Below are 10,612 nucleotides of genomic sequence, written 5' to 3'. Positions count from 1 at the left end.
TCTTCCGATCTGGCTTATTTTAATAAAGGCTTTAAGGAAGAGCAGGCTATGAGTTTTAAATTTTCTATTGTTGTATCCGTCACCCTATTGGTTTCGGGTTGTGCAACTGTTTTCTCGCCATCACATGATCCTGTAACAATAAACTCAGTACCTGAAGGTTCAGCCGTTTTTATGGACGGTAATCGTGTTGGGAAAACGCCAGTAACCCTTCAGGTCAAGCGTCAGCTAACCCCACCTCGTATTGAGGTCAAAAGTGATGGGCATCACACCCAGTCCATCTTGTTGCAAAATCAATTTAACGGTGTGTCGCTGTTGAATATATTTTTCTGGCCTGGATTTATTGTTGATGCTGCTACTGGCACCTTAATGAAGGCAAGCCAATTCAATTATCAAGTCGATCTTGAAGCTAAAGACAGCGTGACTAAAAGATAAAAAATGCCCCGAAATCGGGGCATTTTTACATCATCAAGCCAAGGGCTCAGTGGTGATGACCACCGGCGCCATGCACATGGCCGTGATCTAATTCTTCTTGCGATGCGGCGCGAACTTCTTTCACGGTCACATCGAAGTGCAGTGTTTGGCCTGCTAATGGATGGTTGCCATCAACAGTGACTGTGTCGCCTTCAACTGCGGTTACGGTGATAACTTGCATGCCACCGCCGGTCTGAGCGTGGAACTGCATGCCAACTTCAATTTGATCAACACCTTGGAACAAGTTGCTGGGCACATTTTCAACCAGCGACGGGTTCACTTCGCCATAGCCTTCAGCGGGTGCGATGCTGACCTTCAGGCTGTCGCCCACGGTTTTGCCGAGCAGGGCTTTTTCCAGGCCTGGAATGATGTTGTGGTGACCATGCAGGTAAGCCAGCGGTTCGCCGCCGTTGGAGCTGTCGATGACTTCACCGGCATCGTTGGTCAGGGTGTAGTCGATCAGGGCGACGCTGTCTTGAGCGATTTGCATGTTAAAAACCTTTCAATAAGAAACGGCTGAAGTGCCGAGTAGCGCATATTATCTGATTCGGCGCATTTCAGAAATAACGTAACCAACTCAGGCTGAGTCGATCCCGACGAGCATCTCGTTCACTTTGCTGCCACTGCAAGCGCAGAGCATGATCCCGATTGATTCCCCATTGCAGACCGACCTCAGTCTCATGACTGACGGACCCAGCCCCTACTAGGTAGCGACTATCCACCTGCCATTGCAGTGCGAGTGCCGGCCATTGACCAAAGCAGCCGAGCCTTGGCCCCACACGGCTATCCAAGCCATGACCGGCCTCGTAACGGTTGACCCACGCCAGCTGGCCATGACAGTAATTGGTTGAGTTAAGTGCTGTGGTTAGGCCGGCGCTGGCATTAAAGCTTGTTTGCGTGTGCCAACGTGGTCTGTCGCCCTCACTGAGGACTGGCTCTGCGCCTAAAAAAGCGGTCCAGCTCAATGGGGTGGCTAAAGCGTCAACGGGCGTGAAGGTATCCACGGCGAGTAAGGTAAAACGCTCTAGCCCTAACCGCTGCTTTCCGGTGGGCGTGACATCCAGCCGTAGGGTGGTCTCCAACACACTGACGCGCGAACCGGGGCGATAGCCGGCAGGGTCGTCCAAGACATCGTGATAGGCCGGTCGGTAGTGCAGCAAGACGCTTTCACCCTGGGATGACTGCTGAAAGCCCACGCCGGCTCGGGCCGTCCGATGGCTTTGCTCGGGCCGTGTATTGGGTGTGGGTGGCTGCGGCCGTTGCTCGGCAATTGGCACGCGATTTCTCGCCATCAGCAGTTGTCGAAACCAAGGGCCGTAGTCGCTGCGCTGATCGCGATTGAAGCGACGGTATTGCTCATCGTGTGCGAGCTCTAAGGCTTGTGCCTGCTCAATAGGAGCAAGCGTCTGCAAAGGAGCCAGCGTTCGTGTGCTAAGCATCTCCACTACGGCTTGGTTTACCGCCTGTGAGTTGCGTGACACCTGGGTCTGCAGGCGCGTGTTGGCAGAGGCGCGCCAGCTCACTTGTTTCACCAGGCCCGCGCTGACAATCTCACGCACGGTATCGGTCGGGATGACGGCACCTTTAAAACGAGCCTGTAGGTTGAGGCTAGGTCGGGTTGCGTCGAGCAAACCTAAGAGTTCGTAGGAGCAATTCTCGCGGAGAAAGTAATATGCGGTTTTTTGTTGGCGCCAATCCCAGTACACCCTGGCCATGTGCTTTGCTTCAGCGGGCGTTAAGTTGAGCTCGTACTGCCACAAATCCCTGCTTTCTAAGTCGTTATATTCGCGAACCTTGTCGTAGTAGGGCAGCAGCGAGAAACTGCCGGGGAAGCGTCCAGTCATGCCCGCTAGGGCATAGCTCAGGCCGCCCACGCCGCCGCTGTTGGCGGAAAAATTGATGGCATAGGCTAATAAATCATTTTGCTGATGTTCACTGTCGATGCGCAGCAAGGTGTGTCCAAACAGCGAGGATGGGTTCCCTGCGAAGTCACTGGCATAGACCAGCGTCACGCGCTCAGGCTTTAAGTCGCGTAGCCAACTCTCATATTCGGGGCAGGAAACGGAAGGCCAGTGGGCGGCTAAGTCGGGTCGCTGCTCGCGTAACCAGTGTGCGCGGGCCGGGTACAAACATAGGGCGTGTTGGTTACCCAGAGGCGCTTGGCTGGCGAATGCCGCTAGCGTGGTATCAAGCATGACGTGTGGCTGTTCGGCTTCCGTTCGAAGCAAGCGTAGCCAGTAGGGATCTTCAGCCAGTTGCTCCAAGCTAGGCGCGGCTGATAACAGACCCGCACCCAAAAGGCTTGCCAAGAAAAAGCCCTGCCTAAGCAGGGCTTTTGCTAACCGCAACGCGCTTAGGCCTTAACGACGTAAGCAGCCAGTGCGGCGTCTTTAGCGAGCACGCTGTTCATTGCGCTCAAGACTTGGCCGGCCGTGGTTTTGTCATCCGCAAAAATGGTGCTGAAGTTGTCACGAGTGGCCTGAAAGAACGCGGGCTTGTCTTGGCTGGGCACGCCCATCAGGTCAGCTAAGGTGTTCAACGTTTCGCCTTGACCAACGGACATTTCGCTAGCGAGTTTGTCGATGTTGGAGCCGGTAAACATGGTGATGCGAACGGAAGAGCTCACCACGCCATTGTTATTACAGCCAAACACACCGGCAGTAATGGAAACGCTTTGGAAGAAAAAGCCATTGGTAAACGAAGCTAATGCTTTTGGTAACAAACCAGAGTTACCAGCCCAGATCGACGAGCCTACGCCGCAACCGGCGTCTGGATCGGCATAAGACATGCTGCTCGCACTAGCAAGAATGGCAACGGCAAGGAACTTTTTCATGGTGTTGTCTCTTCTAAGTTCGGGGAATTTGAGTGTAGTCATTTCTCTGCGTCTGCATAGCTACCATTTGTCTAAAAGTGCGCAGATAAACAGCCCTTGAATTCTCAGTGACAGACCGCATTAACAACCCATGGCAGTGCTTTGGGCATTGCAGCGTTGTATTGCGTCTTTTTTCAGGAGCTAATTCATGACCTCATCCGAACAAACCACGTCCACGGCATCGCAAAAGGAAACACGCGGCTTCCAGACCGAAGTGTCTAAGCTGCTGCACCTGATGATTCATTCGTTGTACTCCAACCCGGAGATTTTTCTGCGCGAACTGGTGTCGAATGCGTCCGATGCCGCCGACAAACTGCGCTTCGAGGCGCTAAGTAATGGCAGCTTGCTGGCAGAAGATCCTGAGCTGGGTATCTGGCTGGACGTGAACGCTGACGCTAAAACCATCACGCTGCGCGATAACGGTATTGGCATGAGCCGTGAAGAGGTCCTGCAGAATCTGGGCACTATCGCGCGTTCGGGCACGGCTGAATTCATGAAAAATCTCAGTGGTGATGAGAAAAAAGACAGCCAAATGATTGGCCAATTTGGCGTGGGCTTTTATTCGTCGTTCGTGGTCGCCGATCGCGTGGTGGTGGAGACGCGTCGTGCAGGAGCGCCAGCGGAAGAAGGCGTGCGCTGGGAATCCGAGGGGACGGGTGAGTTTAGTATTGAAACCATCCACCATGAGCAGCGTGGCACCACCATTACTTTGCATCTGCGCGAAGCCTCGCAAGAGTTTGCGGATGGCTGGCGTTTACGCAGCATCATCAATAAATATGCCGAGCACATTGCGCTGCCGGTGTACCTGCGCAAGCCAGCTGAGAAAGAAGGTGACGTTGGCGAGTTCGAACGTGTGAATCAGGCGCAGGCGCTGTGGACACGGCCGCGCAGCGAGCTGAAAGACGACGAATACCAGACCTTCTACAAGCACATCGCCCACGACTTCGAGGATGCCCTGAGTTGGAGCCACAATAAGGTCGAGGGCAAGCTCGAATACACCTCGCTGCTCTATGTCCCCGGTCGTGCGCCGTTCGATCTCTATCAGCGTGATGGCGCCCGCGGCCTCAAGCTCTATGTGCAGCGCGTGTTCATCCGCGATGATGCCGAGCAGTTTATGCCGCTCTACCTGCGCTTCATCAAGGGCGTGGTGGACTCCAACGACCTGCCGCTGAACGTGTCGCGCGAGCTGCTGCAATCGTCCGATATCATCGACAGCATGAAATCGGCGCTGACCAAGCGCTCGTTGGACATGCTTGCGAAGCTTGCCGAGGAACCGGAAAAATACGCCAAATTTTACGCCATCTTCGGTCAGGTGCTGAAGGAAGGTCTGGCCGAAGATCATGCCAACAAGGACAAGATCGCTAAGCTCCTGCGCTTTGCGTCCAGCACCACTGGCGAAGGCACACCCAGCGTGGCGCTGGCGGACTACCTGGGCCGTATGAAGGAAGGTCAGGACACGATCTATTTCCTCACCGCCGACAACTACACCACGGCCAGCCAGAGCCCGCATCTGGAGCTGTTCCGCAAAAAAGGCGTGGAGGTGCTGTTGCTGATCGATCGCATCGACGAGTGGATGATGAGCTATCTCACCGAGTTCGACGGTAAGAAGTTCCAGCACATCGGCAAGGGTCAGGTCGATCTCGGCAAGATCTCTGGCGACAGCACCGAGCCCGAAGTCAGTGCCGAGCAAACCCAGCAAGCTGAGGCTGTGGTTGAGCGCTTACAGAAGGCATTGAAGGATCGTGTTAAGGAAGTGCGCACCACCAATCGTCTTAGCGAGTCGCCGACTTGCTTGGTCTTGGATGCTTTCGATCCCGGTTTCCAAATGCGTCAGCTCATGGAAGCCGCTGGTCAGAAACTGCCAGACGTGAAGCCGATTCTGGAAATTAACCCGACGCATCGTTTGGTCGAGCGTCTGGCAGAGGAGAAGGACGAAGCGCGTTTCAGCGACCTCGCACTGGTCTTACTGGACCAAGCGGCTTTAGCCGAGGGCGCACAGTTGGATGATCCTGCTGCGTATGTGCGACGCGTACAGCGCCTCCTGCAAAGCGTCTGACGCAAAACTGTCGGGTCTATTGCCAAATCGTCCGACAGAATTCCTTGGCGGGGCAGGGCCGGTCGGTATAATCCGGCCATCTTGCCCCGATTCATGGGGGCGTTCTGTCAGGATGTTTTCATGACTCAAGTTCGTGTAGCGGTGCTCGGTGGCGGCAGTTTCGGCACCGTTATCGCTAATCTCTCGGCCAGCAATGGCAACCCCACCACCTTGTGGCTGCGTGACCCTCAACAACTCGCCGATATGCGCGAGAGCCACGAAAATACACGCTATTTACCCGGCTTCCAGCTCTGCCCAGAACTCCAGTTTAGCGATGACTTATTGGCGACTGTGGCGCAGGCCGACCTGATTTTTGTCTCCATTCCCAGCAAGGCGTTCCGCTCGGTATTGCAGGCCGCCAAAGCCTCCTTGCGGCCCGAGCAAATGCTGGTGAGCACCACCAAAGGCATTGAGAAAGGCAGCTTTGCCTTGATGAGCGAGATCCTTCGTGAAGAAACTGGACTGTCACGTATTGGGGTGATCAGCGGCCCGAATTTGGCCAAAGAAATCATGTCGAAACAAATCGCCGGCACGGTGGTGGCCAGTCATGACGAAGTGCTGCGCGATACGGTGCATGGCGTGTTGTCATGCCCGTATTTCCGTGTGTTCTCTAATACCGATGTCTATGGTGTGGAGCTCAGTGGCGCGCTGAAAAATATCTATGCCGTGGCTTCTGGCATTGCAGCGGCACACAAGCTGGGTGAAAACAGTCGAGCCATGTTGCTGACGCGCTCGCTCGCTGAGATGAGTCGCTTTGCCGTGCATTTGGGCGCAAATCCATTGACCTTCCTGGGGCTTGCCGGTGTCGGCGATCTCATCGCGACCTGTTCCTCGTCGCTGAGTCGTAATTTCCAGGTCGGCTTCGCCATTGGTCAGGGTCAGACGCTGCAGGAAATTGTGGAAGAGCTGGAGCAAACGGCCGAGGGCATAAACACTATCGAGATGGTGAAGCATCGTGCCGATGCGTTGGGTATTCGCATGCCCCTCGTCAGCGGGCTTTACGAAATTATTTTCAATGGTCGCAGCCTCTATGACGTGGTGCTGGCCATGATGCTGGCCAGCCAAAGTAGCGATGTTGAATTTGTGCTGCCTAAGCCGGGTGAGGAGTAAGCATGCGCTTGTATTTAATACGCCATGCAGAAGCCGCTGCCCACGAAGAGGATGCCGCGCGCGAGTTGACAGAGCTCGGTTGGGCACAGGCACAGCTCGTAGCGGACTGGCTGTCTACGCAAGTCTCGGGTCCGGTGCAGCTATTGGCGAGTCCCTTGTTGCGCGCTCAGCAAACGGCGTCTGTGATGCAGCAAGCATTTGGTTTATTGCAGTTTGAAACGCACGAAGAGCTTGCGCCAGATGGCGACATTCTGCGTGCTGAGCAGGTGCTGTCTCTGGCGCTACGTGAAGGCGTGGATGAACTCATTGTGGTGAGCCATATGCCATTGATTGCTTCACTCAGCCAATGGCTCAGTGAAGGTGTGCTGAGTACCGGCGAGCCGTTTGCATTGGCGGAGGTTCGCGTACTGGAGGCGCAGGTGATGGCGCCCGGTATTGCCACGGTTGTCGCGCAGTTTGTGCCACCGGAAAGCAATAATGCACTGCAAGAATTGCGCGCGATGCTTGCGCGCTTCGGCGATAACTGAGCGAGCTTAGGGATTCGTTGAGGGTAGGTTGCTGGTCACAAATTGACGCAGGCTAATGCCAGCAATACTGCAGATATTGGCTTGGATGCCGCGCTTCTCGAACTCGCGCTTTAGTTCGTTGATTAAGATGCGTTCTACCTCACCTTCAACATCCTTGACGAGCTTGCCAAATAGGGCCGACAACGAGCCTCGATGCTCCCGCACGAGTTCGTCTAGGTTGGTAATTTCAATGGTAATCATGCGGGGCTCCTGAGCGAGCCGGCATCTTACCCTAGCCCTCATGGCGCTTGTAAAGTGCCTTCAAGGAGTGTGTACGAGATGATTTTATTGCAAATGCTGGGGACAGCTATTTTGTCGAGCATTTTGACCTTAGCCATTGTGCGCTGGTGGTTGAGACGCAGCGGTGCGCCGCTGTGGGAGCACCACTTAGATGCCTTGCATGAGTCCATTGCACGCACGGTCGATGTGCGTGTGAAGCGCGCCATCATAGAGAGTTTGTCGGAAAGCGCGCAGCAAGAGGCTTTGCGCGATTCAAGTGGGAAGGCCACCCGCAGTGGCACGGATTTGATCAGTGAGAGCCTGCAAGCCTTGCTGAGCCGAAAGAAACGAGACTAGTTCAGTCGACTGCCGTGGGGCTTAGTAGCGAGAGCGTCGCCAAAAGCGAGTACACACCAGCGTAGCGGCAAAGACCACCCAGCTAATATGCAAGCTCGTCAGGCTCTCGAGCTTGCTACTGACGGTGTCGCCGGGAATAAAAACAACGCAGGTACTAAGTACCAGCATGAGCATTAAGGCCACATCCCAGCGGCGTTGATAATGTAAGTCACGCACACTGTCGCGCAGGGTTTGCGCTTGCTCATCCACGTCGGCACGCAGCAACTTCAGCTGAAGTTGAGCATCCCGCATGAGATTGGGCATGGGCATAAGGTCTGTCAGCCAGCTCGGGTCGTGGCGACGAAGCCGTGCCAGAATCTCGTTGAGGTTGAGATGCTCACCCAACCAGCGCTGCGCCGACGTGCGGAAATTAAATTCGCGCAGCAAGTCCTTTAACCAAACGACTTGAGCCTCATCGCCCCAGACATGAATCTTGCGGTCGTTATCGAGGCCTTGGCCGCCGAGCAGGGCGCCGACAATCGCGATGGCTGAGCCGCCCACGCGAACCTTGGCCATACCCGGGCTTTGGCTGGAAAGCTCTATGCCGTGGTCGGTGAATAGCACATAGAAAACGCCATAAGGGTCTGCGCTTTTGACGCGCACAATCAACCCTTCACGCGAGCGACATTGCGCCTGTGTATCAGCGTCTAGGTCTATAAAGGCATTGATCAGGCTTTCCAATCCGCCCAGCATTAATTCTTGAATGAGGGCCGGCTTGCGAGCGTGTTCTTTTTCTTCGGTGTAATGTGAGCTCATGGGCCTGACTTTTATCGGGTTCGGCGAATCCGCGCAAGTGTATACTCGCCGGCATATTTTAGCTGCGCTGTTGATGGCGCTGATTTTTCAGATCGGTAAGGACGGCAATGAGCGATTGGTGGCTTGAACTCAGCACGCGTGAAGACCTCTGGCTGCTCATCAGCATGCCTTTTGTTGCTGCTTTTGTTGGTTGGCTGACGAACTGGCTGGCCATCAAAATGACCTTTGCGCCCATCGAGTTTGTCGGCATTAAGCGTTGGCACTTGGGCTGGCAGGGCATCATTCCCTCGAAAGCCGGCAAAATGGCCGGCATTGTGGTGGATAACTCCCTTGCCAAATTAGCTACGCTGTCTGAGCTATTTCGCGAGTTAGAGCCCGAGAAAATTGCGGCGCATATCAGTCAAAACGTGGGCTTGCGTCTGGAAGAATACATCGACGAGATCATGACGGAGCGCAATGCCGTGCTCTGGGAAAACTTGCCCATCATGGTGCGCAATCGTGTCTATGCTCGGGCTCGTCGCCAGCTGCCTGAGATCCTCGATAACATTGTCGATGACATGGCAGAGAACATCGAGCAGCTCATCGATTTGAAGGCCATGGTCGTGCGCCTCATGCAGGAAGACAAATCCCTCGTGGTGCGGGTATTTCAGCAGGTCGGTCGGGTTGAACTCAAGTTTGTGGTGAACTCCGGGGCGGGTTTTGGCTTTCTGTTTGGTCTGATGCAAGTGCTGGTGTATCTCGCTTATCCGGAAAATTGGGTCTTGCCGGTCTTTGGCTTCGCTGTAGGTTATCTGACCAATTGGTTGGCCTTGAATGTGATTTTTCGACCCGTTGAGCCCATCAAGTTAGGTCCATTTTGTTTGCATGGTTTATTTATGCGGCGCAAATCAGCGGTGGCCGACACCTTTGCCGAGTTTTACACACGCGACATTATCAACCTGAGTAACCTCATGACAGAGGTGATGGCCGGAGGCCAGGCGCATCGCAGTAAGGCCATGATTAAGCGGCATTTACGCCCGTTGCTCGAGTCGGGTGTGGTGCGTACCGCGATTCAAATCAGCATGGGCGCCGAGGGCTATGCCAACTTAAAGTTGCGGGTAGCTGATAAAGCACTGGAGATGTCGTTGGAGTCTGTGAGTGATATGCACTTCAGTCGCGAGCGATCGGGCGTGATACAGCGCATCCTCAGCCAACGCATGGCCGCCATGACCGATACGGAATTTCAACAATTACTCCGCCCCGCTTTTAAGGAAGATGAGTCGATTTTGATTATGCTAGGAGCCGCACTTGGGGCTATCGCTGGCTTTGTGCAATTATTGCTGATGGGTTTTTACTAAGCCTTTTCGGATTTGATGAGTGAGGATGTAGCGTGGATATGAATGACAGCAAAGCCGCTCGTGGTCGTTTAAAAATTGCCCCGAGTAAAGACTTGCGTAAATACACGCAACAAATTTGGCTCGCAGGTCTGGGGGCGTTTTCACGCGCAGAAGAAGAGGGTGGGAAACTGTTCGATAACTTGGTCAAAATTGGCGAAGAGTTAGAGCATAAAACCAAGGAAATCACCGACTCCACGGCGCATGACTTGAAAGAAAAAGTCATCGAAAAGGCGTCGGATACCCGCGAGAAAGTCGAGAGAGCTATCGATGAGCGTCTCACCGGTACGCTAACGCGCTTAGGCATTCCCTCGCAAAAAGATATTGAAGTCTTAACGGACCGCATGGATCAACTCACGCGTGTCATTGAGCAACTGGCCAAGCAATTGGAAAAGTCGCGTTAAGCTAGCTTTCGCGTATTGACAGTGCTGGGAGTGATGCCTAGAATGCGCCCCCACAGATAAGCGGGAATAGCTCAGTTGGTAGAGCACGACCTTGCCAAGGTCGGGGTCGCGAGTTCGAGTCTCGTTTCCCGCTCCAAATACGAAAAACCCCCGGTGCCGAATGGCCCGGGGGTTTTTGCTTTCACCAATATTGTTACTGGCCTGGCTCGCGACCAGTGACATATTGAAAGGCTCGCAATGCATCCAGCTGAGAATAGTTCTGCGGTGCCGTCATGGATGAGAAGTTAATTAATGAGCGTATCCGTGTATTGAACTCGCCAATTGCCGCGAGATCGATAGGCTTGCTCTGG

The 10,612-nt window shown here is 54.3% G+C and carries 12 protein-coding genes and 1 tRNA gene; 8 read left to right on the top strand and 5 right to left on the bottom strand.

Features of this window, described 5'->3' with window-relative positions:
* The coding region (locus tag AC14IB_RS01610; protein WP_484230253.1) for a PEGA domain-containing protein at positions 1-432 on the top strand (432 nt) is incomplete at its 5' end.
* Positions 433-478: 46 nt separating this feature from the next.
* Here AC14IB_RS01610 and AC14IB_RS01605 read toward each other — a convergent pair.
* The 3 genes from AC14IB_RS01605 to AC14IB_RS01595 all read right to left on the bottom strand — a co-directional run bounded on the left by AC14IB_RS01605 (position 479) and on the right by AC14IB_RS01595 (position 3,304).
* A complete protein-coding gene (locus AC14IB_RS01605; protein ID WP_484230252.1) occupies positions 479-961 on the bottom strand; it encodes an FKBP-type peptidyl-prolyl cis-trans isomerase in 483 nt (160 codons plus the stop codon).
* Positions 962-1,028: 67 nt separating this feature from the next.
* Entirely contained in the window at positions 1,029-2,780 is a 1,752-nt protein-coding gene (locus AC14IB_RS01600; RefSeq protein ID WP_484230251.1) for an Lnb N-terminal periplasmic domain-containing protein, read from the bottom strand.
* A gap of 44 nt (positions 2,781-2,824) precedes the next feature.
* The gene (locus AC14IB_RS01595) at positions 2,825-3,304 is read right to left on the bottom strand and encodes a DUF3015 family protein (RefSeq protein WP_484230250.1); all 480 of its coding nucleotides are present in this window, start codon (positions 3,302-3,304) and stop codon (positions 2,825-2,827) included.
* A gap of 187 nt (positions 3,305-3,491) precedes the next feature.
* On the opposite strand from AC14IB_RS01595, the gene htpG reads away from it, so the two are divergent.
* The 3 genes from htpG (at position 3,492) to sixA (ending at position 7,075) form a co-directional block, all read left to right on the top strand.
* The gene (gene htpG, locus AC14IB_RS01590) at positions 3,492-5,399 is read left to right on the top strand and encodes a molecular chaperone HtpG (protein ID WP_484230249.1); all 1,908 of its coding nucleotides are present in this window, start codon (positions 3,492-3,494) and stop codon (positions 5,397-5,399) included.
* 120 nt (positions 5,400-5,519) lie between these two features.
* Positions 5,520-6,548: an NAD(P)H-dependent glycerol-3-phosphate dehydrogenase gene (locus tag AC14IB_RS01585; protein ID WP_484230248.1), complete on the top strand. Its 1,029-nt coding sequence runs from the start codon at positions 5,520-5,522 to the stop codon at positions 6,546-6,548.
* 2 nt (positions 6,549-6,550) lie between these two features.
* On the top strand, positions 6,551-7,075 hold the full coding sequence (sixA, locus tag AC14IB_RS01580; RefSeq protein WP_484230247.1) for a phosphohistidine phosphatase SixA: 525 nt from the start codon (positions 6,551-6,553) through the stop codon (positions 7,073-7,075).
* Between the two features lie 6 nt (positions 7,076-7,081).
* On the opposite strand, the gene AC14IB_RS01575 is transcribed toward sixA, so the two are convergent.
* Positions 7,082-7,315: a hypothetical protein gene (locus AC14IB_RS01575; RefSeq protein ID WP_068858556.1), complete on the bottom strand. Its 234-nt coding sequence runs from the start codon at positions 7,313-7,315 to the stop codon at positions 7,082-7,084.
* A gap of 78 nt (positions 7,316-7,393) precedes the next feature.
* Here AC14IB_RS01575 and AC14IB_RS01570 point away from each other — a divergent pair, with 78 nt between their 5' ends.
* On the top strand, positions 7,394-7,690 hold the full coding sequence (locus AC14IB_RS01570; protein ID WP_484230246.1) for a hypothetical protein: 297 nt from the start codon (positions 7,394-7,396) through the stop codon (positions 7,688-7,690).
* 21 nt (positions 7,691-7,711) lie between these two features.
* Here the strand turns inward: AC14IB_RS01570 and AC14IB_RS01565 are convergent, their stop codons facing one another.
* Complete coding sequence (locus AC14IB_RS01565; RefSeq protein ID WP_484230245.1) at positions 7,712-8,485, bottom strand: hypothetical protein; 774 nt, start codon at positions 8,483-8,485, stop codon at positions 7,712-7,714.
* A gap of 107 nt (positions 8,486-8,592) precedes the next feature.
* Between AC14IB_RS01565 and AC14IB_RS01560 the strand changes: the two genes are divergently transcribed.
* The 3 genes from AC14IB_RS01560 (at position 8,593) to AC14IB_RS01550 (ending at position 10,398) form a co-directional block, all read left to right on the top strand.
* Positions 8,593-9,822 (top strand): DUF445 domain-containing protein, encoded by a 1,230-nt coding sequence (locus AC14IB_RS01560; protein ID WP_484230244.1) that lies wholly within the window; start codon positions 8,593-8,595, stop codon positions 9,820-9,822.
* Positions 9,823-9,860: 38 nt separating this feature from the next.
* Complete coding sequence (locus tag AC14IB_RS01555; protein ID WP_068858560.1) at positions 9,861-10,262, top strand: phasin family protein; 402 nt, start codon at positions 9,861-9,863, stop codon at positions 10,260-10,262.
* Between the two features lie 60 nt (positions 10,263-10,322).
* Positions 10,323-10,398: transfer RNA gene (locus tag AC14IB_RS01550), tRNA-Gly, on the top strand.
* Positions 10,399-10,612 lie beyond the last annotated feature (214 nt).

Source organism: Perlucidibaca sp., assembly GCF_057084925.1.
The sequence above is the reverse complement of the archived record's forward strand: the minus strand, read 5'-3'. Positions and strand labels throughout refer to the sequence as shown.

What these genes read in the sequence shown, in the direction of transcription:
- AC14IB_RS01570 (WP_484230246.1), top strand. Translation starts at nt 7,394, where the DNA reads ATGATTTTATTGCAAATGCTGGGGACAGCTATTTTGTCGAGCATTTTG.
- htpG (WP_484230249.1), top strand. Translation starts at nt 3,492, where the DNA reads ATGACCTCATCCGAACAAACCACGTCCACGGCATCGCAAAAGGAAACA.
- AC14IB_RS01565 (WP_484230245.1), bottom strand. Translation starts at nt 8,485, where the DNA reads ATGAGCTCACATTACACCGAAGAAAAAGAACACGCTCGCAAGCCGGCC.
- AC14IB_RS01585 (WP_484230248.1), top strand. Translation starts at nt 5,520, where the DNA reads ATGACTCAAGTTCGTGTAGCGGTGCTCGGTGGCGGCAGTTTCGGCACC.
- AC14IB_RS01575 (WP_068858556.1), bottom strand. Translation starts at nt 7,315, where the DNA reads ATGATTACCATTGAAATTACCAACCTAGACGAACTCGTGCGGGAGCAT.
- AC14IB_RS01560 (WP_484230244.1), top strand. Translation starts at nt 8,593, where the DNA reads ATGAGCGATTGGTGGCTTGAACTCAGCACGCGTGAAGACCTCTGGCTG.
- AC14IB_RS01555 (WP_068858560.1), top strand. Translation starts at nt 9,861, where the DNA reads ATGAATGACAGCAAAGCCGCTCGTGGTCGTTTAAAAATTGCCCCGAGT.
- AC14IB_RS01605 (WP_484230252.1), bottom strand. Translation starts at nt 961, where the DNA reads ATGCAAATCGCTCAAGACAGCGTCGCCCTGATCGACTACACCCTGACC.
- AC14IB_RS01595 (WP_484230250.1), bottom strand. Translation starts at nt 3,304, where the DNA reads ATGAAAAAGTTCCTTGCCGTTGCCATTCTTGCTAGTGCGAGCAGCATG.
- sixA (WP_484230247.1), top strand. Translation starts at nt 6,551, where the DNA reads ATGCGCTTGTATTTAATACGCCATGCAGAAGCCGCTGCCCACGAAGAG.